We start from the raw sequence: 26,444 nt of genomic DNA, 5'->3' as shown, positions 1-26,444 counted from the left end.
GCTGAAGGTTGAGCGCCTTTGCTCAAAACCCCAATAGATTAATGATGCTAAAGACCCCACCGATCGGCGATAGAACTGATCCCAACGTGTCCGATACAGTAGCAAGACCAGATCGCCGAACAACGATCGTGTCATTGTTTCGCATTGGTGGGTTGTTTGCCTCGCTGATGCCTTGAGCAAAATCAACGTTAATATTGCGTCGCGCTACGGTGCCGTTTTGATTGAGACGAATGAACGTCACCTCACCCTTTTTGGCACGGTTATTAAAGCCACCCGCTGCCAGCAATGCCTGATTTAGCGGCGTGTTAGGCGGTACTTGAACCGGACCCGATCGCACCACCTCACCTACAACATTGACTGTAATGCGATCGGGCGCAAAACTAGCAGCGGCAATCTTGGTTGCTTCCGTATTGTCCAAAGCAGGGGCAGTAGGGATGACGATCGTATCGCCTTCCTGAAGCGGCAAATCCTGACGCAGATCCCCAGCCTGGAGCAAACTCCAGAAGTCAACTTTGATGGTTTGCACGGGACCTGCCTGAGTCGTGCGTCGCACCTCCACATTGCGAATGTCGGCGGTTTGCGTAATGCCGCCTGCTGTCTGAATGGCACGCGTGACCGTAGGAACTTTTAAGTTTGCATTAGTGGGCAAGGGTGTAGACGACGCACCATTGGTTTGGTTCGTTGGGTTCGTTTGGTCAGGAGTCAGAATGTAGGGACCAGGACGATTCACTTCACCAACGACTGCAATCCGCATGGGGCGATCGCTGGGAGCCGCAATCGTTGCCGCTGCTAAACGCTGCGCTTCATTTAGATCAACGCTGGTAGCAGATGGAATAAAAATGCTGTCACCATCTTGTAATCGCAAATCCTGTCGCAAGTTACCGGCTTTGAGCAACTCCCATAAATCAACCTTGATAACCTCATCTGCACCTGTATTGTAAGGACGCGGACGACGCACTTCGACTTGGCGCACATCTGCCGCCTGAGTCACACCACCAGCCAATTGAATCAAGCGGGTGACGCTGGGAACACCTGTATCAGCATTCGCTGAGATCGCTTGTACGTTGTAGGTGCCGGGACGATTAATCTCTCCCGCGATCGCGATCGCCAACGGTCGTGCTGAGAGCAAGCCAATAGTAACTAGGGGACGCGTCAGGTAAGGTTCGTATCGTGCGGCAATGGCAGCAGCTGCTTGCTTGAGCGTTCGACCCTGTACAGGCACTGCACCCACCTGCGGCAAATTGACTGCCCCATTGGGTAACACCAAATATTCGCCGCTGTATTCGGGCACGTTGAAAAAGTCGATGCGGACACGATCGCCAGAGCCTAATAAGTAGCCGTCTTCAGCCTGAGTTGGCGAGGCACTGGTAGGCAGTACGGAGGGACTAAGGGTGCGATCAGGAACCTGAGCTGTGCCCACAGAGGCTAAAAACAAGGAACCGACGATGATGGTTGGAGGGAGCCAGCCGATCGCGCAGGTTGTCTGCTTTACAAGCCGGAATGGTTGAGCCAGAGGCATAACGCGGTAATACTGTGGGGCAAGTATGCGAACGAAGACGAAGAAATACCAAAAAGGTTCCTTAAAGTTCTCAAGTTACAGGCACAATCGAGTTAACCACTTACGTTTTTAAGCGATCATAGGCTGCCTCAGTTAAGCAAACGAGCAAGCTTTCTCAGTGGTAATTTTAGTCACTTGCTTCGAAGCAGAACATATCAGGCCAAAGCAAGACTCAAAGCTAGAGTTGAAGAAGGTCTAGAACATTGTTTAGCTGCTTCTAGAGCCTTGCCTAACACCAGCAAATGCTACAAACTTATGCGCTCAAGATGTATTAAAAGCAACTCTGGAAGTTTGCTTGCACGCAGTTTTCTACAACTTAAATCGATCGATCGCCTCCTTTCAAGCACCAAATCAAACTGATTCGTTTCACCATTTTTACTAACTGACAAACAAACAAAATTCTCTGGTGAGGATTAAAAATTACGCCTTTAGAGAGATGTTTCGCTGAATTTTGATCTCTACGCTTTGTTAAGTTTGTTGTTCGAGTAAGGTGATATGGTAAATGAAATTTCACCAGCGCCTTACTGACATAAGACCGCATAAATTGATACCCGTATTAGTTACGGTGTAGCACTGCTGGTCATTTTCCTGCATAGTTGTTCCCTGTGAGTTAATGAGCCTTAAAGATGTTGATGCTTGATCAAATGTGATTAAGTCATAAGTTGAATCCACCGATGTACAACTTGTTTAGGCGACATCGCAGGATTTCTGAACATTAGGGACTCAAGCGGCTTATCTGATCACGAGCAATCGTTTTACTAAAGCCATCGCTTGGATAATTAAGTTCAAAACCACAGTGGTTGCTTTTTAGTTATGAAAATTGCCTTGGTGCATGACTACCTAACTCAACGGGGGGGAGCAGAGCGCGTTTTTGAATTGCTTTGCAAGCGCTATCCGGATGCGGATATTTTCACTTCGGTGTACGACCCCAAGCGGACGATCGACCTTCACGATCGGGTCGTTCATACAACAGCTTTGCAGAATGTTCCAGGCGCTAGCAAGTATTTTAGGCTGCTAGCGCCTTTGTACTTTCCAGCCTTTCGATCGCTCGATTTACAAGACTACGACCTTATTATCAGCAGCAGCAGCAGCTTTGCCAAAGCGGTTCGCAAAAACCCAACAGCGCGACACATTTGCTTTTGCCACAACGTTACTCGTTTTCTATGGGATACACGCAATTATCTGCGAGAGTATACTACGTTTAGAAAGCTCTATCCGCTGTTGGAAAAGATCTTTCAGCAGATGCGACGAGTGGATTTAAACTACTCTCAAGAGCCAGATCTCTACATTGCTAATTCGAGTATTGTTGCAGAACGCATTCAAACTGTTTACAAGAAGCCTGCGATCGTCATTAACTATCCGATCGATAGCAAAAAGTTTGTTTTTTCGTCTGAAAAAGACGATTTTTATCTCACCTCGGCGCGACTGATTAGCTATAAACGGACTGACATTATCATCGAAGCCTTTAATTGGTTAGGTCTAACACTGTTAGTGACAGGTGAAGGTCCTGAGCGAAAACGGTTAGAAGCGCAAGCAATGAAAAACATTCACTTTCTTGGGCACGTTAGCGATGTCGATCGCACTCAGCTAATGTCAAAAACCCGCGCTGTGATCGTGGCGGCGCTGGAAGATTATGGGCTTGTACCCGTTGAAGCCAATGCCAGTGGTACGCCTGTGATTGCATATGGGGCAGGTGGCGTTTTAGACACTCAAATTCCTGGCAAAACCGGCGTTCTGTTCAATCGGCAATCGCCAGAAGCATTGCAGTCTGCGTTGTTAGCAGCCAACTCAATTAAGTGGAACTATCGCAAGATTCGAGACCACGCCCTTGAGCATTTTTCTGAAGAAGCGTTCTTTGGCAAAGTGGAACAAGCGATTGGTATCACTTGAGCCTATGGCGACTAAGAACTTAGGCTAGATTCTTTATGGTTAAGGGTGGTAGTTGTGACTGTAGGTAACGTTAGCGGCATTGCTGAAACCGATCCAGGCTATGGGCAGTTGATTGCTGCTCTCTTTCGGCGACGGCTTTGGCTAGTGGGTATCTTCTTTGGCGTTCTGTCAGTTGTAACCGTTTACACATTGTTGAAAAAGCCGATTTATCAAAGCTCTATGCAGCTTTTGGTAGAACCAAACTACCAGAGCAAAAAAGATGCAGGTACGGGAGCAGAGAATCAGTTTGCAGACAGCACGGTAGAAATTGATTACTCCACTCAGTTGACTCAAATGCGGAGTTCGCAACTGTTACAAAAGGCGGTTGCCCTTTTGCAGACAGATTATCCTGACTTAAAGGCAGCAGAACTGCAAAAAGCATTGGTACTGACGCAAGTCGAAGAAGACAAGGTAAAAACTAAAATTTTTCAGGTCGTTTACACCAGCGATGACCCAGAAAAAACGCAGAAAGTGTTGAAAGCAGTCCAGCGGGTCTACCAGGACTACAACCGCGAACAGCAAAAGCTGCGGCTCACTCGCGGTCTCTCTTTCGTAGATGAGCAACTGCCACGGGTTGAACGGCAAGTCGATCGCGCCGAAAATGACATGGAGCAGTTTCGCAAGAGCCAAAATCTGGTTGACCCAGAGTTGCAGTCACGCGCTTTAATCGACGCTCTCAGCAACGTCCAAAAAGAGCGGCAAAGCAATCAGGCTCAAATGCGGGAGGTACAGGGTCGCTATCAAACACTCCAGAAAGAGTTGGCACTTTCACCACAGCAGGCATTGATTGCCGCACGACTCAGCCAATCGTCTCGCTACCAGAGCTTGCTGAATGAAATTCAAAAGAGTGAACTGGCGATCGTGCAGCAACGTTTGCGCTTCAAACCTGCTAGCCCCTTTGTGCAGCAGGCGATCGACCAACGGCAGCGGCAGCGCAATTTGCTGGCAAACGAGGTGCGTCGCATTTTGGGCAGCAATGCAGCACAGGTCAATGTGAAAGGCGATTCTGGTCTGAGCGTCGGGCAGTTGAGTGCAACCGATCTCACCCTGGCAAGTGGGCTTGTAGAGTCGCAGGTAAATTTAGCCGCCTTGCAAGGTCGGGCGCAAAGTCTTGCTGAGGCAGAACGATCGCTCCAGCAGCAGTTGCAGCGCTTTCCCAGCTTGCTGGCAGAATATGGTCGTCTTCAGCCCAAAGTGCAGATTGGTCGTGACACGCTGCAACAATTGCTTAAAGCCCGCCAGGATATTGCCCTCGAAATTGCGCGCGGTGGCTTCGACTGGCAAGTGGTTGAAGAACCCAAGCTGGGTAGACAAATTGGACCCAACTTGAAGCAAAACATTCTCCTGGGAGCCGTTGCAGGGCTGATGCTTGGCAGCGTCGCCGCCTTTATTCGAGACACAATGGATGATTCGGTACACACTCCAGACGACTTGAAGCAAGCGACTGTCCCGCTATTGGGCATGGTGCCAACACTACAGCTAGAAGAAGGTTTAGCAGCGTTAGTGCCCTTCCGAGAAGCAGGTAGTTTGCCCCCTGTCATGCAAGTCGTCCATTGGCAACCTTTTCGTGAATCCCTGGACTTGATTTATAAGAATATCCAGTTGCTGCCGAGTGCGGCTGGCTTACGTTCCCTGGTGGTTACTTCGGCGTTGGCGGGTGAAGGCAAATCAACCATTGCCCTTGGTCTGGCAATCAGTGCTGCACGGTTACACCAACGCGTGTTGCTGATCGATGCTGATTTGCGTCGTCCTAGCCTGCACCAACAGCTAGACTTGCCCAACCAGTATGGGCTTTCGACCCTGCTCACACGGCAAACGCCCCTCCGACAAAGCAGCGATATTCAGCTATCGCACTCCTACACCGACATTCCACTGTCGATTCTGACCTCTGGTCCGATACCTGCTGATCCTGCCCAGTTGTTGAGTGCCGATCGTATGGGCGATTTAATGCAGGTGTTAGAGCAAACCTACGACCTCATTATTATCGATGCACCGCCCGTTTTGGGCATTGTCGATGCCATGCTAACAGCCTCGTTTTGCAGCAGTATGGTGCTGGTCGGGCGTATTGGTCATGTGACCCGTGCTGAACTATTGCAAGCAACAGCGCTGCTAGGCAAGCTGAACATCATTGGCATCATTGCAAACGGCGCTGACCTAGCGGTAAACCGTTATCTTGCTTACGACCGTAAAGGACAATACGAACGAAAAGGACAATTAGCCTCTCTGTAGATAGATACCTTGCAGATTGGCATTAAATATTGCTGCCATTAACGACATCGGGCAATTCAACCACTAAATCAGATAAATCAGACGGCAAATCTACCGCTTAAAGGCTCCCTACGCTTATGTCTACTCTTTCCCTTCTGAGCAAAGCAGCGACAGGCATCCAACCCGATCGCCCCCCCTACTACACTCTCACGTGGAGACAAAAGCAACTCTTGCTCACGCTTTCGCAGCAGCCAACCACGCTGCCATTGCTGGCATTAGAAAGTGAGCAGTTGCTAGCAGATTGCCTGGAGCGATCGCCCGTTCATTTAGTCAAGCTAGCCCCAGATCTGGGTGAAGCCGCGTTAGCACTTTGGGCAGATGCCTGTGCCAAAGTTAATAAGCCTGCCTACCTGCGTGTACCCAGTACTCCTGCTTTACCCAAAAAGCAAAATCACTTGAAGTGGAGGCTGAAACGGCTGATTGATTGGAGTGCGGCTGTTGCCCTTCTGTTAGTAGTGGGGCCTCTCATGCTCGGTCTCAGTTTTTTGATTCTCTTTCAGTCGCCGGGCCCCATCTTCTTCAGCCAGTGGCGCGTTGGCGAGCGCGGCAAACTGTTTCAGATTCTAAAATTCCGAACAATGATTACGGGTGCAGAACTGTACCACCATCAGGTTATGGGACAGCAGGCGGGTTTGCATAAATGCGAAAACGATCCCCGCGTGACGCCCATTGGCCGCTGGATGCGGAAGTATAGCCTGGATGAGTTACCCCAACTGATTAATGTACTGCGAGGCGAGATGAGCTTGGTGGGTCCACGTCCCTGGGCACTTTATGATGCGGTACGGCTGAGTCCGGCAGTGCGGCAACGGTTGAATGCTCTCCCTGGCATTACTGGCATCTGGCAGGTTACGGGTCGATCGCACTTGCGCGATTTGGATGACGTAAACCGAGTTGACTTGCGTTATCTAGGCACCTGGTCGCTGCGTCAGGACTTCAAGATTCTCCTACTTACAGTACCCAAAGTACTTTCAGGGTTTGGTGCCTTTTAGCCGCTGGTAAAGAGTCTCTGTGGGTTTCGGTTAAGCACTTGCTGACACCACAGCGACCACTGACAATAAAGGCTAAGGTTACAATTCTCTACTGAACAGTTATGCTGCTAAAAATTCCTGCTCCCATTCGTCGATCGCTCAAAAGGACGCTGAAAGCCACAGATTTCTGGAAAGAAAACTACACTATTCTGCGAGAGTTTAAACACTTTCCCATGGTTGCGGTGGCAGCAATCTTATGTGCGATCGGGGCAGCATCGTTTGAGGGGTTTAGCTTTGGCTTTCTGCTAGCCTTTTTGCAAAGCCTGGTTAACCCCGATGCACCGCCTTTTCAGACTGGGGTCGGCTGGTTTGACCAGGGAATTTTAGGCATCAATGAACCTTCGATCAATCGCCTTTATCGCGTCTCAGCGCTGATTCTCACAGCAACCTGGATTCGCTCGACGTTCAATTATCTCACTCAGATTTACACCGATTTAACGCAGCAAAAGCTGATCGATCGCCTGCGGAAGCAAATCTTTGAGCAGTTGCAGGCGTTAAGCCTCAGTTTTTTCTCCAAAACTCACTCTGGAGAATTGCTCAACACGCTCACTAGTGAAATCGGCAGACTGCAATCTGCGTTTGGGCTGCTAGCCTTTATTGTGACGCGCAGCCTCACGCTTAGTGTTTACGTCTTCCTGATGTTCCGAATTTCGTGGCAGCTATCGCTCATCTCGGTAGCGTTATTCAGCCTACTGGCAGTAGCCCTGTCCCAGCTCATCGCACGTATTCGTGAGGCTAGTGCTGGAGTGTCCATCACTAACGGTCGATTTACCTCGATCGCGATGGAGTTTATCAACGGCATCCGCACTGTCCAAGCCTTTGCGACGCAGGACTTTGAGCGCAGACGGTTCTATCAAGCAAGTGCTGATGTCTTGGATGCGTCGATGAAAGCCACTCGTGGGTTTGCGCTGGTGCGTCCGTTGGCAGAAGGCTTAGCGACCACGGTGTTAGTCGGCATGATTATCCTGGCGCTGACCCTCTTTGTTAGCAACGGTGTTATGCAAACTGCGTCACTGCTGACGTTTCTCTTTCTACTGTTTCGTCTGGTGCCCGCGCTGCACGAAATTAATGGTAGTCGAGCTGCCATGAGCAGCTATTGGGGATCGCTTAATAACATTCGCGAATTGCTTAGCACTGTCAACAAGCCCTACCTAAAGGATGGAGAGCGTCAGTTTCCAGGCTTACAAGCTGCAATCACGTTTCAGTCGGTTGATTTTGGTTACGACCCACAACAGCCCATTCTTACCGACATCAATTTAACCATTAAACAGGGCGAAATGACGGCGTTAGTAGGTGCATCAGGAGCAGGTAAAACGACTCTAGTCGATTTGCTTCCTCGCTTTTATGATGTTACACACGGCAGCATTCTGATTGATGGTGTAGACATTCGAGAGTTTCAGATCAATTCGCTGCGTAAACGGTTTGCGATCGTCAGCCAGGACACCTTCATTTTTAATACCAGTGTGCGCGACAACATTGCCTACGGCAGTGAAGGCGCAACAGACGACGAAATCGTTGAAGTAGCACGGCTGGCAAACGCATTGGAATTCATTCAAGAAATGCCTGAAGGGTTTGCTACTCGCCTGGGCGATCGTGGTGTGCGACTTTCCGGTGGACAACGGCAACGCATTGCAATTGCCCGTGCTATTCTTCGCAATCCCGAAATTTTGATTCTTGATGAAGCCACCAGCGCCTTGGATTCTATTTCCGAGCGGTTGATTCAAGCCTCGTTAGAAAAGTTGGCAGAAGGACGCACTGTGATTGTCATTGCCCATCGCTTATCCACCATTATTCGTGCTGACAAAGTGGTAGTGATGGAGCAAGGGCGGATTGTCGAAGAAGGCGGCTATCAAGCGCTCCTTGAGCAGCGCGGTAAGCTCTGGAACTATCACCAGATGCAGTATGAAACGGGTAATCGTGCTAACGATCCTGCGATCGCTGGCATGATCAATGTTGAACCATAAATGCTGAGTGAGGTGTTACTTAATGAGGTGTTAAGTCCTAAAACTCAATTGCTTGAAGACCGCTTATTGTTGACTACTTAACTGTTTTCATGAAAGTATTGTTCATCAATAACTATCCAATGGATCATGCCTGGGAGCTATGGCAAAAGGGCGAATACCCTGGGCATCATCTGTGGGGTGCAACGCACCTTGCTCAGCATGATATTGAAGTCAAAATTTTCCCTTATCAAACATCTAAACTTCTCAATAAAATCGGACGCAAACTTGGCTTAGGCGATCACCTTGATCAGCAAGTGCGGATTCTGTTTAGCCGTACTGACTATGATGTTATTTATTCTGCCTGTCAGACAAATACATTTTTGCTGGCGCTACTGCGATCGCTGCGTTTATTCCGCAAACCATTAGTTGCACTTATTCACCATCCACTGAAGCACACGCTGAGAAATGCCCTCTTTTTAAACGGGCACGATCATCTCTTGTGTCTTAGTTCAACCACAATGCAGCCGTATCGCTTGCAACCTAATCCCTCTAAAAAGATGGATCTACTTGAGTGGGGAGCTGATTTATCTTTTTATGAAACTAAAGTGCCGACTGTAGAAGTGAGTGTTAGCAACGCTCCTTTATTTGTAAGTGCAGGCAAGACAAAGCGCGACCACAATACGTTAGTCAAAGCAGTCTCAAGTATCGACTGTTTGCTGAAAATCTATTGTTCAGCAGCAACAGCACCAACTGTAGCGTATGCGACTGAGCGCATCGAAGTAACTGCTAGTAACTCGCACAATAATGCTGTTTCATATCCAGCTATTTTGGCAGCTTATCGTCGTGCCTTTGCGATCGCCATTCCACTAACAGAGACAGAGGATCTGGCAGGGCTTACCAGTTTGTTAGACGCAATGGTAGTTGGCAAGCCTGTCATCATGACGCGAAACAAACACATTGACCTAGATCTAGAGAAAGAAGGTATTGGTCTTTGGGTAGAACCAAACGATATTGCTGGGTGGCAACGAGCGATCGCCTACTTACTAGCACACCCAGAAGAAGCTGCCGCAATGGGCGATCGAGGTCGTCGTTTATGCGAAACAAAATACAATCTGGACGTTTTTACAAACACATTGGCTAGAGCTTTAAAGAGCGTCCTGGTTTAGCGGTTACCAGGCAGAAGTCGAAGTTAACTTAAAATTTATCCCTCCTAAACTACTTTTGTAGGAGCGACTATGCCCAGAATTGAAACTGAATGTAGCCAAGCTGAGGCATCACCAAAAAACTGGCGTAGCACCACTTTTGGAGCATCGCTGCCCCTGACGATCGCCATTCCGACTTACAACCGTTGTCAGTTAGTAGCGACATTAGTACAGCAATTGCTGCCTCAACTACTACCCAATGATGAGCTTTTGATAGTAGACGACGGTTCTCCAGATGCAACTGCTGAAACCTTGCGTAGCATTCCTCAAGTTAAGTTGCTATCAAATTCATCGAACCACGGCATGGTCAAAACCTGGAATCGTTGTCTTGCAGACGCTTCACAAGATTGGATTTGCATTATTCATGACGACGATCGTATCACTCCTACTTCTCTGCAAACGATTCGACGTGCCTGTACATTAGTGGGCGAACCGGCTCTCATTGCCCATTGTGCAGTTAACTCACACCTTGATCAAGCGTTTCGTTATCGTTTGGCAGAGCCTGGAGCTTGGGCAGTGTTAAACACAACCACAACACCGTCTGGAGTAACGCTACACCGCGAGATCGTTGCTGCGGTCGGAGGGTTTAATGAACAGTACTCCTATTCCTGTGATTTGGAGTACTTTGCGCGAATTTGTGCTCAATTTCCCTCATTGGTTATTGAAAGCCCTGAGCTTTTGCACTATAACCAACATGATCAAAATTACCAGTACAAAACGTGGCGTAAAGTCGATTTTTGGCAACAGCTAGAAGCGATTGAACGGGCTGTACTTAGCTACGCTAACGTAAGTAGTGAAGCAGCGGAAATGCTCTTTTGCGATCGTATGTCTAACTATGCTAAACATATGCTAAAAAATGCTTCACAATCAGACGATCGATCGCTCGTACGTCATGTTGGATCATTGCTTTGGCAGCAGTCCTATCTTGGTCGTAGAGTTCGTCTTTCGGCTGCCATTGCAGCTATATTCAACACGTATATAGCATTCTGATTTTAGAGTTTTTCTTTTAGAACCTTATGTTGAGCATTATTACTCCGGTTTATAACAGTGAGCGCTTTATCGCTACTTGCATCGAGGCTGTTATTGAACAAAACTGCATTGATCTTGAGCACATTATTATTGATGGTGGTTCAACCGATCAAACGGTGCCAATTATACGGCAGTATGCCGATCGCTACCCTCATATCCGCTGGCATTCTGAACCCGATCGCGGACAATCAGATGCTATGAACAAAGGCATTGCCATGGCAAGCGGAGAAATTATGGGGCTGCTCAACGTCGATGATGGATATGAACCAGGTGTATTAAACCGGGTTGTCGATCGCTTCAAAGTATTACCTGAGCCAACCTTACTGGTCGGCAATTGCAACATTTGGGATGATGATGGCAGGCTGGTTGAGGTCAATAGACCAGCAAAATTAAGTCTTTTTGAGTTGGTCGCTGGCGTGAATATTCATCCATACCCCTGTAATCCTGCGGCTTACTTCTATCACACAGCATTGCATCAAAAAGTTGGGCTTTATGACATTGCTAATCATTACTCAATGGATTTAGATTTTATTCTCAGAGCGGTTCAGGCAGCTAATGTCGTTTATGTTGATGAGATTTGGGGTAACTATCGTCGGTTAGAGGGTACAAAGACTGTGAATGATATGCATAACGGTCAGATGAATCAACGGGTTATGCAATTGATCAAGCATTATCGTAAACAGTTGCCATTACATCAACAAATGCAGCTTTTTGGTCGCGATTTCTGGGCAAGCATGCAGTATTTTCTTAATAAGCCACAGGCATTACCAGATGCTATCAAAGCAAAAATGCTCAAATTTTCAACTAATTAAAGCACTTTCTAACCTAACTTTAATATTGCTTCATTAAAGATTGCTATGAACCCAAGAACCAGCATTTTAATCCGGACGAAAGACGAAGCGAAAGACATTGACAAGACGCTTGCTTTAGTGACAGACCAAACCTTAAAGCCAGACGAAATTGTGGTCGTTGATTCGGGTTCAACCGATGGCACGATCGACATTGTTAAACAACGAGCGGATGTCAAGCTAATTACAATGCGTCCTGAAGACTTCACCTTTGGGCGATCGCTGAACCTTGGCTTTACTGCCACGCAAGCAGAAATTGTTATCGCTCTCAGTGCCCATGCGTTTCCTTGCGATCGCGACTGGTTAAGACATCTAGTCGAGCCTTTTGATGATCCTCGTGTTGCGGGGGTTTATGGCAAACAGGCACCTCATCTAGATGCCTATCCACCTGTAGAGCGGGAGTATCGAAGCTTTTATGGGGACCAACCCCGAGTACAAGCTAACCCTCAAAACCCAGACGAGCGCACCTTTTCCAATGCCAACGCTGCCATACGTCGCCAGTGCTGGGAAAAACATCCGTTTGACGAGGCTCTTTCGGGTTGCGAAGACGTAGAGTGGGCATCGGCAATGCTGATGCTGGGTCACACAATCCTCTACGTACCAGATGCTGCCGTTTACCATTCTCATAACGAACCCCTCAGCCAAGTCTACAGGCGCACCTACCGGGAGACGCTAGCACTGCAAACGTTGTATGCACAGGATATGGGTCTACGCGATGCCTGTAAAAGGTGGTGTCATGCTGTGGTAGCAGACTGGCACTTTATTCTGCAACAGAAGAAAGATCTTTATTGGTTGCTGCGCTCGCCCCTTTATCGCTTGGTTTGGGTCTATGGCTACCTGCGTCCTAGCTTACCTGCTGCCCTGTGGAAGCCTTTTTACAAGCACTGGAAGCGTGGGCAACTTGGATCAAAAGAGGTGGGCAATCTATGAAACTCTTGATCATTACTTCAGCAACCGTGCGGGGTGGGGCAGAAGAATATGTGCTGACGATCGCCGCTGCGGCTGTCCAGGCAGGATGGCATACTCACGTCGCCTTACCCTATGCCGATAGCAACGCCTCGCTGCGGCAAGCACTCGAAGCTAATCATGCGTCCTGCCACCCGTTGGCGATTGCCGAGCCGAGTAACCGGGGCATGCAGGCAATGGCGTCAGCCTTTCTACGCAGCGTTCGGACTCGTGCCTTGTTGTTAGCTATCAAACCAGATGTCGTTCTCATCAACCTACCTTGGGCAGACCACTGTTTGGGCAGTATTGTCGCTTGTGGCTGGCTGCAAATACCAACAGCCGTCATGTTCCATTTGATTCCACCGGAGGGCATTCCTTTAAGTCGATCGCGCCGTCATGCTTACACCTGGGCACGCGCCAGACGACAGCAGTGGCTTACAAATGCCCAAGCGAATCGCCCGCCGCTTGCCAACTTGTTTCAGATGCCCAGCAGCGACTTGCTCTGCATCTATAACGGCATTCAGCTACCAACGCTGTTAGACCGTAACTCTGAGGCGATCACCGCTCTCCGTCAACAGGTGCGCCAGGAGTTAGGCATCCCCGCAACTAGTAAGCTCCTGTTAACTGTGGGTCGGCTCACGCCCCAAAAAGGTTACGAAGATCTGCTTGAAGTAATACCAGCGTTACTGGAGTCAGACCCCGATCTGCGGTTTGTGTGGGCTGGAGAAGGCGAACAGAGACAAGACTTGTGCGATCGTCTGCATAGCGCTGGCATCGCTGACAAGGTGCTGCTGCTCGGACACCGCTCTGATCTGCCTCGCCTTCTGCAAACCGCTGATCTGTTTGTCTTTCCCACTCGCTTCGAGGGGCATCCGTTTGCGCTGCTAGAAGCGATGGCGTATGGGCTCCCGATCGTCACTACCAACGTCAGCAGCATTCCTGAAGTGATGACACATCAAGTGCATGGGTTGCTGTGTCCTAGTGGTGATCGTAAGGCGCTGCTCCACTCCATTGAATGGGCACTACGCCACCCTGATGAAATGCAGACAATGGCACAGCAAGCGCAACAACAGGCGCAACACTTTTCTCAAGCAAGCATGATTGAAAAAACGTTCAGCGTGCTGCAAACGCTCTCACTACCAACCCAATCAAGCAGTCACTCATCAACAATAGCTGGAGTAACCCATTGAATTTTTTAGATTACAAAAAGCATTATCGTTTAGAGAAATAGACAGGCAGCGATGAGCAGTCAATAGCAAGTGAAAAATGATCAGCAACCAACTTTCTCTAAATCCAACGCAGTCTCAGAGGTGAATTGGCATTAGCGACAAAGCTGCTATTATTTGTTTTCCAGATTCCCGCATTCAGAATTATTGCATCAGGATTTAATGGTTGAAAGTCACTTCTTTTTAATAGTCAACAAGGTAATAATTTACAAACGGAAACGAGACTTCTTTCGTGTTTAGATGTTTTTGGAGTTTATACGTTTGATCCATTTCAGGAGTCTATCCCTATGCTGAAAACCTCACTTACCCTGCCTGAAAACGTTACTCAAACGTCTGCTTCATCTCAAGTTTGCTTGCTTGATCCAGGCATGGAAGACCATAACGATCGCCCGAGCGAAAATTTAGGTGATCTAATTATTCAGCAGGCAGTGCTACGCGAAATGGACTCTCTTTTCGGCAGCCAAAACATTGTTAAACTCTCTACCCATGCACCGTTAGAAGAAACACAGCTCCAAATGATTCAAGCCAGTTCAGTTGCGATCGTTGGTGGCACAAATTTGCTGTCATCAAACATGAATCACTACAACCAGTGGAAGATTGTTCTGCGTGATGCGTTACGGTTACGGAAGCGAGTTCTTTTGCTAGGTGTAAGCTGGTGGCAATACCAAGGTAGACCGAACTTGTACACACTGGCGCTGCTGCATCTAGCACTATCCTACAAAGGCAGCCATTCAGTTAGAGATAATTACACAAAGAAGAAGTTGCAATCGATCGGGATTCGGAATGTCATTAATACAGGCTGTCCAACTATGTGGCCGCTAGCCAACCTCCAGCCGGATGCTATTCCACAGACAAAAGCAACTAGCGCCTTGGTCATGCTCACCGATTATTCCAAAAATATTGAACTCGATCAAAAGCTGCTAGAGCTAGCCACATCTCACTACGAAACGGTTTATTTTTGGCCGCAGGGCGCAGGCGATCATGATTATGTCACCAGCTTTAATCTACCTGTAACCATACTGGAGCGTTCCTTGCCAGCCTTAGAAAATTTGCTCAAGTCAGATGTTTCGCTAGACTACATTGGCACCCGGCTACATGGTGGCATTCGCTGTCTTTTAGCAAAGCGTCGAGCGCTCATTTTAAGGATTGATCATCGTGCAACCGAAATCGCTCAAGAAACTGGTTTGCCCTCTGTCGATCGCGCTGATTTTGCCTTTATGGAACGCTGGATTCGTGAGCCATTCATGACTAAGATTACCCTTGATACTACTGCAGTAGAGCGTTGGCGACAGCAGTTCAGAACTAAATTAGCCTAATTTTTCAATCTGCTTTTCCGCGTAATTCAATGTTAATTGCTATGCGAATGCTCTTCGTCTCAACTCACTTTCCTAGCGATCTACGGCTTGATGTGCAGGGCACTTATAAGCGCATGGCAATGTTCATTGATGCGATAAAGCTAGTCCTGAAAAAAAGCCGTTCTGCTAAAGCTCAATTAGATGTGCTGTTTTACGTTCCGCCTGAAATAGACACATCGCCGAGCGCGATCGCCACTGCCGAAAAAGCGCTTTCAGAACACTGGGATCTTCCTCTTAAGCTCTTTCTTTGCCCAGAGTTTGTGTACACTGAGCCACTGTCAAAATGGCAGCAGCAGGCACCAGGAATGCTCAATTTCTTTCAGCAGCGTGATTTGGTTCGCACCAGCCAACCCTTGCAAATTCAAGCCTTTGAAACGTGCCTAAGCCGTAAGCCAGCAGCAGTATTCATTCATCGGCTGCGATCGATGTGCCCTGCCTTGCTCACTCGCCAACCACTGCCACCCATTTTCTTTGACCTGGACGATATCGAGCATATTGCGTTTCTGCGCGACATTCGGCAACCGCCCACGCGGCTTGTTACCTCCCTGTATTATCTGCAACTGCCAGCGCTGTGGTGGGGCGAACGGCAAGCCATGCGGCTGGCAAAACAGACCTATGTGTGTTCGCAGCAAGACAGAGCGTATCTCACAAACCAGGGCATAGCAGGTGTGGTGACTATTCCCAATGCGGTCAAGCTGCCGCAGCCACAACCGCTTACTGCGAAGCCAACGCTGCTTTTGCTGGGCGCGTACCACTACTACCCCAACATCAATGCGGCTAATTTTTTGATTGAGGAAGTGTTTCCACAGGTGCGGGAGCAAGTGCCAGAGGCGCGGCTTATTATTGCTGGGAAGCAGCCAGAAAATATTCGTAGCTACCAAAGGGGCATTCCAGGAGTAGAGTTTACGGGCTTTGTGGATGATCTGGAGGCGCTTTATCGTCGATCGCGTGTGGTTTGTTGCCCTATCCTGTCTGGTGGTGGGACGCGGGTCAAACTGGTGGAAGCAGCAGCCTATGGCAAGCCAATGGTTTCGACGAGTATTGGTGCAGAAGGGCTGGAATTTCAGGATGGGCGGGAATTTTTGCGGCGAGACGACCCTAGGGCGTTTGCAGATGCCTGTGTAAGCCTGCTGCAAAACGATGAGCAGTGTGAGCGCTTAGGTGCGGCCGCACGGATGACTGCCATCAAACATTATGATCGTGCCAATATTGTGCACCTCATTCAACAATCAATGCAGCAGGTCTTAAAAGTTCCAGAACGCTCAAAAAGGGTTGTTTCACACTCAAGTTAATTCATTTAAGCGAATAAACTCAGTCGAATTAATTCAAGCTAATAAAGTTAGAACTTATAAACTAATTCAATTGAAGCTAACGTTATGCCTATGGATATTCTACAAATCTACCCAAGACTACCACCCACGATCGACGGCATTGGCGATTATGCAATGACACTGGCAAAGGGGCTTTCTCAGTGCAACATTCGCACCTATTTTATGACTGCCCATCAAGAAAAGATGTTTGGCGACGAGCGCTTTCCCATTGTGCCGTTGCATACACATAGCCCACAAGCCTTTGTCGATGCCATTCCCCAACACATTCAAGCCGTTATTTTGCACTTTTCTGATTATCCTTACGATGCCAAGCGTGGTATACCCGTTTGGTTAGTGAGAGCGCTCGAAACCATGAAACAACAGCGATCGCTACGCTTGCTTGTGATGTTTCATGAGTTTCCATCCTTCTATCTGCTCAAGAAGACGTTTTATCTCTTTCCCTGGCAGCGCTCTGTGGCATGGCAACTGGCTCAATTAGCTGATGTCATCATCACAAACAATGCGGTCACAAAAACCCTCATAGCAAAGTACTTTTTAGCGAAAGACAAACAGCCACCGATTCTTAATCTTCCGGTCTTTTCTAATATCGGCGAATTAGAAAAACTATTACCCCTCGAACAACGCCAGAGACGCTTAATCGTTTTTGGTACACCGGGACGACGCGCCAGAATTTATCAACGATCGCAAGCCATGCTCAAAAACTGTTGTCAGCTTTTAGGCATTGAAGAGATTTGTGACATTGGCTCTCCGTTGCACCTTGATCAATCGACGTTAGCGGGCATTCCCTTAGTTGAGATGGGTGAACAGCCCGCTGCAAGGATTAGCCAATTAATGTCTGATTCACTTGCAGGCATTGTCTACTCGACTGATAACGGGCGTCTAGCAAAATCTGGCGTTTTTGCGACCTATTGCGCTCATGGACTGGTGCCGATCGTCACACAGGAAAAAGCAACCTTGCTAGATGGGTTGCAAGCTGAAACCAATTTTTTGTTTGCTGGTATGCAGGCAGAGTCATTAGCAATGGAACGGTTACAAGCGATCGCCGATGCTGCTCACCAATGGTACGTCACCCATAATCAAGCCAGTACATTTAAGTCCTTTTTATTACAATTATCAGCCCTATCAAAACCATGAAAAACTTAGCTTTAACCCTACATTTTGACTAAATAGTATCAACTAGTCGCATCATAACTTTTCATTCATTTCTGTCATTTGATTCCATCCCTAGAGGCTGCGTCGTTATGCACCTGAGTTCAGAACAAACTCTTACTAAACCAACAGCAACGATGCTGCGATCGTTGTCCGTCGTCATCATTGCGCTTAACGAAGAAGAATGTATCGCCAATGCAATTCGCTCATGTCAATCATTTGCGGATGAGGTAGTGGTAGTTGATAGCGGTAGTCAGGATGCAACAGTGCAAATCGCCCGCGAGCTGGACTGCCAGGTTTATCACAATCCCTGGACAGGCTACTCGGATCAGCGTAATTTTGGAGCCGACCATGCACAGCACGACTGGATTTTTTTTATTGATGCGGATGAAGTCATTGATGGTCGCTTAGCCGCCGCCTTACTGGAGTGGAAACAAGCACCGACGATCGCAGCCAACGCTTTTTCTGCCGTTCGCATCGGCGATTTTTGGGATACGTGGCTCGACACTCGACCGGAATATCATACGCGCCTCTACAACAAAACTATCTTTCGCATCAAAGATGTTTTGGTACACGAAGGACCCGATATCAAAGATGCAGCCGTTGTTAAACTACCTGGCGTGATTTGGCACTACGGCTTCCGTGACATCAGCGATTTAGTCATTCGCTTTAACCGCTACACCGATTTGGATGCCCAACAAGCCCATCGTAACGGCACTCGCTTTAGCCTGCTGCGACTCTTGCTTAAACCATCCGCAAAGTTTGTACAGCAATACGTTTGGTATGGCATGTTTCGTCAAGGTATGGCTGGCTTCACGCTTTCAGGGCTGTGGAGTTTCTACATCTTTCTAAAGGAAATCAAGCTCTACGAAATTGATTGGAAAAAAGGGCGATCGCTAAAGAAGCATTAAAGGTTTGAGTTTGTTTTGAATTTGTTTTACCTTCTGCCAACTCCCGCCTTTTGCCCTTTGCCTTCTGCCTCCTGCCCTTTGCCTTCTATCTTCTCCCGCCTTGTGCCCTCATGCAAACCAACGTTTCTACTCCCAATCACCGTCGTCAGTTTGGCTTACAGCCAACGCTGGCATGGACTGCCATGTTGGGATTGGTGTGCTTTTCGCTGCTGTGCATTTTGGCGGGTGCGGGTGGGTTGCTGCGGTTGGCGTATCCAGCGATCGCGCTGCTAGTCGGCTTGTTTTTGTTTAAACGGTATCCCGTTCTGTACCTCGGATTTACCTGGTGGATTGCATTTTTAACGCCCTTTGTGCGGCGCTTGATTGATTTTCAAAGCGGATGGGTTGACCCTAGCCCTGTATTGCTGGCACCATTTCTGGTCATGATGCTGACGGGGTTGACCTTTGTACAATACCTGCCCCGCTACTTGCGTCAGGATGGCTTGCCGTTCATTTTGTCAGCGGCGGGAGTTTTCTACGGCTTACTGGTGGGGTTGATTAAGTATCCACCGACAGCAGTTGTCGTGCCGCTGCTGAACTGGTTAGCGCCAATTTTATTTGGGTTTCATTTGTTTGTGCATTGGCGGCATTATCCAGCGTATCGGCAGAATGTGGAACGGGTCTTTTTGTGGGGTGTATTGGTGATGGGGGCATACGGGGTGCTGCAATATCTTGTCGCCCCAGAGTGGGATCGCTTTTGGCTGATTAGCTCCAAGGCGATCGCCTTTGGCACACCGGAGCCATTAGGAATGCGTGTGTTCAGCACTCTAAATTCGCCGGGTCCCTTTGCGACAGTGATGATGGCAGGCTTGCTGCTGCTGTTTAACAATCAGGGTACGCTGCGGTTTGCGGCTGGGGGTGTGGGTTATCTATCGTTTTTGCTGTCGTTGGTGCGAGCATCATGGTTGGGTTGGGCAGTGGGCGTAGTCGCCTTTGTGCCCTCGCTCAAGCCCCGTTTGCAGATGCGGTTGATTGTGACGATTCTAGTGATGGCAGTCTGCGTAGTGCCGCTGGTGAATACGCAGCCCTTTTCGGGGGCGATCGCTGCTCGTCTGCAAACCTTCTCAAATACGCAAGACGACGTGAGCTACAACCAGCGGCTAGAAGGCTACGGTCAGATTATGGGCGAAGCGCTAGCAGAAATTCCGGGCAACGGGCTAGGGTTTGTACTCACAAACGATAGCCTGGGCAGCAACGACAGCGGTATTTTAACCCTGCTGTTCAACCTGGGCTGGTTTGGTACGTTGCCATATCTGGGCGGCACGGTTCTCTTATTCTTTAGCCTGTTTCGCGGCAAGGAAGGGCAAACCGACCCGTTTGTCAGTGCTGCACGCGCCATCAGTCTGGGGGTATTTGCCCAAATCGGACTAGGCAGTTCGATGCTGGCACTATCAGGCGTGGTGATGTGGAGCTTTGCAGGTATGGCACTGGCAGCCCAGCGGTTCTATCGCTATCAACATCTGCTACAGCCGGGAGACGAATGATGGCATCGCATAGGGGCAGTCTACCAATCAAGCAGTCATTCAGGAATAGAACAGAGGCAAACGCAGAGAAGGAGCCATACGATCGCGATTCCATGCGACTGGAGCACTTACCAAAAGTCGCTAAACTTCGCTTGGAAGGGATTCAAATTTGTCGAGGGGTCGCGGCTCTACTAGTGCTGCTGTTTCATGTGACACAGCTTAGTCAAGAGAAACTGGGTCAAGCGTTTTTGGCAAATCTGTTTACCTTTGGTAGCGCTGGCGTTGATTTTTTCTTTGTACTCAGCGGCTTTATTATTTTCTTTGTACATCAGACAGATATAGGGCGGCGCGATCGCCTGAAACCGTTCATCCTCAAACGGTTGATTCGGGTGTACCCACTCTATTGGTTAGTTACCTTAGCCATCTTGCCGATCTACTTTCTCGCACCGCAATTTGGTTATGGATATGAGCGTCAGTTAGATGTCATTTTGAAGTCTCTATGGCTGCTGCCACAAGCGCATTTGCCGATCCTGATCGTAGGCTGGTCGCTGAGCCATGAAGTGCTGTTTTACTTCATTTTTGCGTTAGCAATTTTATTCCCGCTCAAGCTTTTCAGTCGTCTACTTTCAGGCTGGCTTGTGGGCACGCTAGCAATCTTTTTACTCAATGTTGCAGGTGCTTTTGACCCAGAACAACATTTTTTGCTGTGGTTTATTTTTAGTCCACACAATCTAGAGTTTATGCTCGGTTGTTTGGCAGCTTATGTAGTGCTACAGAAGCAACTAAAGGCAAGCAATACGTTTTTACTGCTATTAGGGACGGCTTGCTTTATCACGTTTGATATTGCTCAAACTGAGCGATCGTCCCCCTTCAATCCAATCGTGATCTATGGCATTTCTTCAGCGTTGATTGTAATCGGCGCAGCAACGTTAGAAGTACAGCGATCGCGCCCCTTTGTACGTCTCTTTTCGTTCCTGGGCGATGCATCGTACTCCATTTATTTGACCCACTATCCCTGCTTATCTGCCTTATTGAAGCTGACAATTGCGGCTCAACTTATTAGCATCATTGGTTACTCGGCGACAATTAGCTTGTTGCTGCTGACCACCTTGAGCGTAGGTTGCCTGACGTATGTGTGGCTCGAAAAACCATTGGTCTATCGACTAAGAGGAACGCTTGTGAATCAACTAGCAACAGCAACAAAAGCGTCTGATCCGGTCGCTGCCACAGCAACCAAGGTGCTTTTTCTGGATCAGAGTGGTGCTTTAGGCGGCGCAGAACTATGTTTGCTGGATCTTGTGCAGCCGTACCGCGATCGCAGCTTAGTCTGTCTCTTTGCAGATGGTGCCTTCAAAACGGCATTGCAGCAACAGGGAGTAGCGGTCAAGGTGGTAGCAACTAAGTCGATCGCGGTTCGCAAAGAAAGTGGTCTGATACAGGGGCTTCAGAGCCTCGGTCAACTGCTACCCATCGCTGTCACTGTTGCCCGTCTCAGCCGCGACTACGATATTATCTATGCCAATACCCAAAAAGCGTTGGTGGTTGGGGCGTTAGCAAGCCTACTCAGTCGCCGTCCCCTGGTTTATCATCTGCACGACATCCTTTCAGCCGATCATTTCAGCCGCACCAATCGCCGTCTTGCTGTTACATTGGCAAATCGCTGCGCTAGTCGGGTCATTGCCACATCTAATGCCACTCGTGATGCTTTCATTCAGGCAGGTGGACACGCAGAACTTGTCACTGTGGTTTATAACGGCTTCGAGCCAGCCGCCTATCAGTTAGATGTAACGTTGGGTCAAGTGAATCTGAACCAGAGACAGCAGCTTGGGCTAGACGGCAAATTTGCGATCGGACATTTCAGCCGTCTGTCGCCTTGGAAAGGACAGCACATCCTTATTGAAGCGCTAGTTCATTGTCCCAAGGATGTGACAGCAGTCTTGGTAGGCGATGCGCTGTTTGGCGAGCAGGAGTATGTACAAGCGTTGAAAACGCAAGTGGCAACGCTGGGACTACAAGACCGGGTGCAGTTTCTCGGCTTTCGGTCGGATGTAGTGCCCATCATGCAAGCGTGCGAGGTGATTGCCCATACCTCCACTGCACCAGAACCCTTTGGGCGCGTCATCGTCGAAGCGATGCTCTGTGGGCGACCCATTATTGCCGCTGCTGCTGGCGGCGCAGTGGAGCTAGTAGAACCAGGAGTAACTGGCTGGCTAACGCCACCCGGAGACGCACAGGCACTAGCAGCAGCGATCGCCCACTGTCGCGCAGACCCAGCACATACACAGGCGATCGTCCAAACCGCTCAAACCCAAGCCACCGATCGCTTTGCACTGAGCCACATTCGACAACAGATCGATCACCTCCTGCAAGCCGTGGTGAAGGCAGAAGGCTAAAGGCTGAGTTAACTCAAAACGTTCTTGCTTCCCTCGCGTTCTCTGCCTCCCCTGCTTTCCCCGTCTCCCTCTCCTCTTTCATCCTTCATCCCTCATCCTTTCCTCCCATGCCCCTACCTCCATCTACCCCCTCCATCAGCGTCTTCCTTCCAGCCCTTGAAGGTGGTGGTGCCGAACGAGCCATGCTGCATCTAGCAGAAGGTCTTGCCGATCGTGGTTTCAAAATCGATCTGGTGCTAGCAGAAACAAAAGGAGCCTATCTAGACACAGTGCCATCCACCATTCGGATTGTGGATTTGAAGGCACGATCGCCGCTGCTGGTGTCAAAAACGCTGGCATTGCGACGCTACTTGCAGCAAGAGCAGCCCTCTGTTCTCTTGTCAGCGCTGGATATTCTCAGCTCAGCAACCTGGGCGCAGCGCTTGGCAGGTGCATCAACCCGCATCGTGATGTGCGTGCAGACCAATCTTTCACAGCAGTTTCGCGATCATCAACCCCACACGATCGGGCGCATCAGACCCAAATTAGTGCGTTTGTTTTATCCCTGGGCAGATGCGATCGTGGCAGCTTCTAGAGGCGTAGCGGAGGATGTTGCTCAGTTGACGGGCATGCCAGCCGACACAATTCAAGTGATTTACAATCCAGTTGTCACGCCCGCTGTACTAGCTAAAATGCAGCAGCCCGTTGATCATCCCTGGTTTGCAGCCGGAGAACCACCTGTAATTTTGGGCGTAGGGCGACTGGTCAGCCAGAAAGATTTTCCAACATTGGTAGAAGCCTTTGCGATCGTACGACGGCAGCGAACAGCACGGCTGATGATCCTGGGCGAAGGCGAAGATCGCGCCAAACTAGAGACACAGATTCAAACATTGGGACTGCAAGACGATGTGGCGCTACCCGGTTTTGCTGAAAATCCCTACACGTACATGGCTCACGCCAACGTGTTTGCGTTGTCTTCCATCTTTGAGGGCTTTGGCAATGTGGTCGCAGAAGCAATGGCAGCAGGCACCACGATCGTCTCCACCGACTGCCCCAGTGGTCCGGCTGAAATTTTGGACGGTGGCAAATACGGTACGCTGGTGCCCATGCGGGATGCTGCCGCGCTAGCAGAGGGTCTTTTGGGAGCCTTGCAAGCACCGATCGCGCCTGACGTGTTGCGACAACGCGCCCAAGAGTTTTCAGTCGATCACGTGGTTGATCAATATGTGGAAGTGTTGTCTCACCTGATAGCAGCCGATACCCTACGAGCCGGTTAAGCTATGCGGATTTTGCACATCCTCAATCACATTCAAGAAATTGGCAATGGCATTGTCAATGTTGCTGTCGATCTCGCATGTTTGCAGGCAGAAGCCGGACATACCGTGACCGTTGCCTCTGCGGGAGGAGAGTACGATCGCCTGCTGGCAAAATATGACGTGCAGCACATCCAGCTCGATCAGCGTCGCTACCCATTGCAGTTGCTCCGCGCCGCTAGAAGCTATCAAGCACTGGTGCGATCAATACAGCCCGACATTGTTCATGCCCATATGATGACTGGTATGGTGCTGGCACGAACCTTGCGGGAAAAACCACACTATGGGTTAGTGTCCACTGTGCACAACGAATTTCAGCGCAGCGCGATCTTGATGGGGCTAGCTGATCGCATGATTGCAGTCAGTCAATCAGTGGCACAGTCAATGGCGCGCAAAGGCATTCCTCAAACCAAGCTGCGGGTCGTTTGCAATGGCACGTTGGGCAGTCCACGTGAAGGATTAGCAACACTGCCACCTGTCAAACTTCAGCGACCCGCGATCGCCACCCTTGCCGGAATGTACCATCGCAAAGGCATTGCAGATTTAATTGCCGCCTTTGAACAACTGGCAGTCGAGTTTCCTGATGTGCATCTCTATTTAATTGGCAATGGACCCGATCGAGCTGAGTTTGAGGCACAGGCGCAGCAGACAGCCGTTGTCGATCGCATTCACTTTGAAGGTTACCAAGCAGAACCGCAGCGCTATCTCCACGCTACCGACATCTTTGTGCTTGCCTCTCGTCAGGAACCGTTCGGGCTGGTGCTTTCAGAAGCACGGGAAGCTGGCTGTGCCATCGTCGCTAGCAACGTCGATGGTATTCCCGAAGCGCTGGATGGTGGAGCCGCAGGTATTCTCGTCCCAGTCGCCAACCCTACAGCCCTAGCAGAAGCAATCGCCCCCCTTTTGCGGGATCCTGACTTGTTGGAGAGGTGGAAAGGGCGATCGCAGCAAAATCTCGACTGGCTAAAGGTCTCACGAGTCCATGCAGAAACCCTAGAAGTGTACGCCGAATTGCTCTAGAGCGACTCTAAGTCCAATAAAGCACTTCTGCCTGAGGAAAACGACGGGCAATTTCCTGCTCAAAAAAGCGGCGCAGGGTTTTCATCATCTCAGCCTCGTAGACATACTTGGTACCACCAAACTTATTGCGTTTGACGCTACGGGTAGACTCATCCAGGTCAAGGGATGTATTGGGATACCAGCTCAGCAGCACGTCCTTGGAGCCAGGGGTAAAGCGGTGGGAGATCAGCTCAAAGGTAAGGTTGCAGTCAAAGTCGATCGCCGACTCGATCGCATCAAAAAGCTCACTGTAATGAGTCTGCCAATCATCGATCGGCATAATGGGAGCAATCACCAGCCCAATGGGATAACCGCCGCCACCCTGCGATCGAGGTAACGCCAATTGCCGCAATGCCTGCAGGCGCTTGGCAACAGAGGCGGTACCACCTTCTAGCCGTTGAGAGATGGGTGCTGCATTCACGCTCACACGACAGCGCGTGTGTCCATTGTGGGGCAGGTCAAGGAGGTGGTTAACCCCGTCAAACTTTGAGACCCAGCGCAGGCGAGCATCAGGACGAGTACCAAAGTAACGAATGCATTCAGCAAGGCTACCTGTCAGGTGTTCAATACCCAGTGGATCGGTATAGCAGCTCACTTCGTAGGATGTTGCCTGACCGGGACGCTCGTACGCCGCTAAGTTCTCTAAAATCTGCGGCAGATTAGCATAGGCACGAATGACTGGTGGACCCTGCAAACTACCCGCCAGATAACAGTACTGGCAGTGGGCAGGACAGCCTTCCGCCAGGTGAAACTGCCAGTCTGCCGACGGTGGAATGGGGCTGAGCTTGAAATGGCTGGGCGGCGCAACCACAACAGCAAGAGTACGCTTAGCGATCGCATATGTCTCGCGGTCATCTTCACCCCGCAGACCAGTCAGGCGATCGCGCGGCAACTCTTCAACTGGAAGGTCTAGCGCCTGCACCCGCGACAAAATTTGCTGCCCCCAGGGCAATTCCAGAGCTGATGGAGTAAAGAGAACACGCTCAGGCATCCATAAGCGTGAAACAGCAGGAAGATTAACGGTTGTTTGCACTGTAAACGACTGCTAGTAACATTCCTTCATGATAATGACGACACGATCGCCCAAACCGCCCTCAAGAGGAGGATTTTACGCCCTGATAGTGGGCGAAAACCCATCCGTAAGTAGGGCGATACAGACCCTAAGTGTTAAATTTTATGAAAATTTGGAGAAGAATTTTTAAGTTAGTGCGGTTGCAATTTCGTGCTGTATAGCTGAAGATAACGTGTGTTTAACTTGGGTGCATCGTTCAGTTTGATCTTCACAATTTTTGAGGTTACAGTCATCAAGCTATAGCTTCAACTATTATTTTGCTCGTGAAAGAAATGAATGCAATGAAGGCAATGATGCAGTCAAAAAGCCGTCTATAAACTCTTTTGGTGCGGGAGCCAGTAACCGTTTTGGTTCTACGTTTCACTTAAAGGCAGCCCGCCCACTTAATCCTCTTCGTACCTTTA

19 protein-coding genes are annotated in these 26,444 nt (G+C 49.3%); 17 read left to right on the top strand and 2 right to left on the bottom strand.

From position 1 onward, the window contains the following. Positions 1-22: 22 nt before the first annotated feature. Positions 23-1,519 (bottom strand): polysaccharide biosynthesis/export family protein, encoded by a 1,497-nt coding sequence (locus H6F86_RS15475; RefSeq protein WP_190449506.1) that lies wholly within the window; start codon positions 1,517-1,519, stop codon positions 23-25. Between the two features lie 852 nt (positions 1,520-2,371). Here H6F86_RS15475 and H6F86_RS15470 point away from each other — a divergent pair. The 17 genes from H6F86_RS15470 (at position 2,372) to H6F86_RS15390 (ending at position 24,929) form a co-directional block, all read left to right on the top strand. After that, positions 2,372-3,448, top strand: coding sequence for a glycosyltransferase (locus tag H6F86_RS15470; RefSeq protein ID WP_190449505.1), 1,077 nt, complete (start codon positions 2,372-2,374; stop codon positions 3,446-3,448). A gap of 54 nt (positions 3,449-3,502) precedes the next feature. Continuing rightward, complete coding sequence (locus H6F86_RS15465; RefSeq protein WP_347240445.1) at positions 3,503-5,716, top strand: polysaccharide biosynthesis tyrosine autokinase; 2,214 nt, start codon at positions 3,503-3,505, stop codon at positions 5,714-5,716. 116 nt (positions 5,717-5,832) lie between these two features. Next, positions 5,833-6,744, top strand: coding sequence for a heterocyst development glycosyltransferase HepC (gene hepC / locus H6F86_RS15460; protein ID WP_190449503.1), 912 nt, complete (start codon positions 5,833-5,835; stop codon positions 6,742-6,744). A gap of 101 nt (positions 6,745-6,845) precedes the next feature. Continuing rightward, positions 6,846-8,747, top strand: a complete 1,902-nt coding sequence (gene hepA / locus H6F86_RS15455; protein ID WP_190449502.1) for a heterocyst formation ABC transporter subunit HepA — start codon at positions 6,846-6,848, stop codon at positions 8,745-8,747. An 89-nt stretch (positions 8,748-8,836) separates the two neighbouring features. Beyond that, the gene (locus H6F86_RS15450; RefSeq protein ID WP_190449501.1) at positions 8,837-9,892 is read left to right on the top strand and encodes a glycosyltransferase; all 1,056 of its coding nucleotides are present in this window, start codon (positions 8,837-8,839) and stop codon (positions 9,890-9,892) included. 69 nt (positions 9,893-9,961) lie between these two features. Further along, positions 9,962-10,918, top strand: a complete 957-nt coding sequence (locus H6F86_RS15445; protein WP_190449500.1) for a glycosyltransferase family 2 protein — start codon at positions 9,962-9,964, stop codon at positions 10,916-10,918. A 26-nt stretch (positions 10,919-10,944) separates the two neighbouring features. Beyond that, the gene (locus H6F86_RS15440) at positions 10,945-11,769 is read left to right on the top strand and encodes a glycosyltransferase family 2 protein (protein ID WP_190449499.1); all 825 of its coding nucleotides are present in this window, start codon (positions 10,945-10,947) and stop codon (positions 11,767-11,769) included. 45 nt (positions 11,770-11,814) lie between these two features. Further along, the gene (locus H6F86_RS15435) at positions 11,815-12,735 is read left to right on the top strand and encodes a glycosyltransferase family 2 protein (RefSeq protein ID WP_190449498.1); all 921 of its coding nucleotides are present in this window, start codon (positions 11,815-11,817) and stop codon (positions 12,733-12,735) included. Next, positions 12,732-13,940, top strand: a complete 1,209-nt coding sequence (locus H6F86_RS15430) for a glycosyltransferase family 4 protein (RefSeq protein ID WP_190449497.1) — start codon at positions 12,732-12,734, stop codon at positions 13,938-13,940. The genes H6F86_RS15435 and H6F86_RS15430 overlap by 4 nt, the downstream gene beginning before the upstream one ends. 323 nt (positions 13,941-14,263) lie before the next feature. Beyond that, positions 14,264-15,292: a polysaccharide pyruvyl transferase family protein gene (locus tag H6F86_RS15425; RefSeq protein WP_190449496.1), complete on the top strand. Its 1,029-nt coding sequence runs from the start codon at positions 14,264-14,266 to the stop codon at positions 15,290-15,292. 29 nt (positions 15,293-15,321) lie between these two features. After that, a complete protein-coding gene (locus H6F86_RS15420; protein ID WP_199305304.1) occupies positions 15,322-16,623 on the top strand; it encodes a glycosyltransferase in 1,302 nt (433 codons plus the stop codon). Positions 16,624-16,707: 84 nt separating this feature from the next. Continuing rightward, positions 16,708-17,796 (top strand): glycosyltransferase family 1 protein, encoded by a 1,089-nt coding sequence (locus tag H6F86_RS15415; RefSeq protein WP_206756047.1) that lies wholly within the window; start codon positions 16,708-16,710, stop codon positions 17,794-17,796. Positions 17,797-17,903: 107 nt separating this feature from the next. Continuing rightward, on the top strand, positions 17,904-18,722 hold the full coding sequence (locus H6F86_RS15410; RefSeq protein WP_190449494.1) for a glycosyltransferase family 2 protein: 819 nt from the start codon (positions 17,904-17,906) through the stop codon (positions 18,720-18,722). Positions 18,723-18,832: 110 nt separating this feature from the next. Continuing rightward, positions 18,833-20,245 carry an O-antigen ligase domain-containing protein gene (locus tag H6F86_RS15405; RefSeq protein ID WP_190449493.1) on the top strand — a complete coding sequence of 471 codons (1,413 nt, stop codon included), beginning with the start codon at positions 18,833-18,835 and terminating at the stop codon, positions 20,243-20,245. After that, positions 20,242-22,617, top strand: coding sequence for a glycosyltransferase (locus tag H6F86_RS15400; RefSeq protein WP_190449492.1), 2,376 nt, complete (start codon positions 20,242-20,244; stop codon positions 22,615-22,617). Before H6F86_RS15405 ends, H6F86_RS15400 begins: the two co-directional genes overlap by 4 nt. A 107-nt stretch (positions 22,618-22,724) precedes the next feature. Further along, positions 22,725-23,873 carry a glycosyltransferase gene (locus tag H6F86_RS15395; RefSeq protein WP_190449491.1) on the top strand — a complete coding sequence of 383 codons (1,149 nt, stop codon included), beginning with the start codon at positions 22,725-22,727 and terminating at the stop codon, positions 23,871-23,873. Between the two features lie 3 nt (positions 23,874-23,876). Continuing rightward, complete coding sequence (locus H6F86_RS15390; protein WP_190449490.1) at positions 23,877-24,929, top strand: glycosyltransferase family 4 protein; 1,053 nt, start codon at positions 23,877-23,879, stop codon at positions 24,927-24,929. 7 nt (positions 24,930-24,936) lie between these two features. On the opposite strand, the gene H6F86_RS15385 is transcribed toward H6F86_RS15390, so the two are convergent. Further along, the gene (locus tag H6F86_RS15385) at positions 24,937-25,959 is read right to left on the bottom strand and encodes a spore photoproduct lyase family protein (protein ID WP_190449648.1); all 1,023 of its coding nucleotides are present in this window, start codon (positions 25,957-25,959) and stop codon (positions 24,937-24,939) included. Between the last annotated feature and the right edge of the window lie 485 nt (positions 25,960-26,444).

The sequence above is a fragment of the Phormidium sp. FACHB-592 genome, from assembly GCF_014695795.1.
Lineage (GTDB): Bacteria > Cyanobacteriota > Cyanobacteriia > Leptolyngbyales > Leptolyngbyaceae > Stenomitos.
Note: the sequence above shows the minus strand (reverse complement) of the source record. Positions and strands in the feature narration are given on the sequence as shown.

Bases quoted from the DNA above. Each gene is read 5' to 3' on its own strand.
- H6F86_RS15475 (WP_190449506.1), bottom strand. From the start codon at position 1,519: ATGCCTCTGGCTCAACCATTCCGGCTTGTAAAGCAGACAACCTGCGCG.
- H6F86_RS15470 (WP_190449505.1), top strand. From the start codon at position 2,372: ATGAAAATTGCCTTGGTGCATGACTACCTAACTCAACGGGGGGGAGCA.
- hepC (WP_190449503.1), top strand. From the start codon at position 5,833: ATGTCTACTCTTTCCCTTCTGAGCAAAGCAGCGACAGGCATCCAACCC.
- hepA (WP_190449502.1), top strand. From the start codon at position 6,846: ATGCTGCTAAAAATTCCTGCTCCCATTCGTCGATCGCTCAAAAGGACG.
- H6F86_RS15450 (WP_190449501.1), top strand. From the start codon at position 8,837: ATGAAAGTATTGTTCATCAATAACTATCCAATGGATCATGCCTGGGAG.
- H6F86_RS15445 (WP_190449500.1), top strand. From the start codon at position 9,962: ATGCCCAGAATTGAAACTGAATGTAGCCAAGCTGAGGCATCACCAAAA.
- H6F86_RS15440 (WP_190449499.1), top strand. From the start codon at position 10,945: ATGTTGAGCATTATTACTCCGGTTTATAACAGTGAGCGCTTTATCGCT.
- H6F86_RS15435 (WP_190449498.1), top strand. From the start codon at position 11,815: ATGAACCCAAGAACCAGCATTTTAATCCGGACGAAAGACGAAGCGAAA.
- H6F86_RS15430 (WP_190449497.1), top strand. From the start codon at position 12,732: ATGAAACTCTTGATCATTACTTCAGCAACCGTGCGGGGTGGGGCAGAA.
- H6F86_RS15425 (WP_190449496.1), top strand. From the start codon at position 14,264: ATGCTGAAAACCTCACTTACCCTGCCTGAAAACGTTACTCAAACGTCT.
- H6F86_RS15420 (WP_199305304.1), top strand. From the start codon at position 15,322: ATGTTAATTGCTATGCGAATGCTCTTCGTCTCAACTCACTTTCCTAGC.
- H6F86_RS15415 (WP_206756047.1), top strand. From the start codon at position 16,708: ATGCCTATGGATATTCTACAAATCTACCCAAGACTACCACCCACGATC.
- H6F86_RS15410 (WP_190449494.1), top strand. From the start codon at position 17,904: ATGCACCTGAGTTCAGAACAAACTCTTACTAAACCAACAGCAACGATG.
- H6F86_RS15405 (WP_190449493.1), top strand. From the start codon at position 18,833: ATGCAAACCAACGTTTCTACTCCCAATCACCGTCGTCAGTTTGGCTTA.
- H6F86_RS15400 (WP_190449492.1), top strand. From the start codon at position 20,242: ATGATGGCATCGCATAGGGGCAGTCTACCAATCAAGCAGTCATTCAGG.
- H6F86_RS15395 (WP_190449491.1), top strand. From the start codon at position 22,725: ATGCCCCTACCTCCATCTACCCCCTCCATCAGCGTCTTCCTTCCAGCC.
- H6F86_RS15390 (WP_190449490.1), top strand. From the start codon at position 23,877: ATGCGGATTTTGCACATCCTCAATCACATTCAAGAAATTGGCAATGGC.
- H6F86_RS15385 (WP_190449648.1), bottom strand. From the start codon at position 25,959: ATGCCTGAGCGTGTTCTCTTTACTCCATCAGCTCTGGAATTGCCCTGG.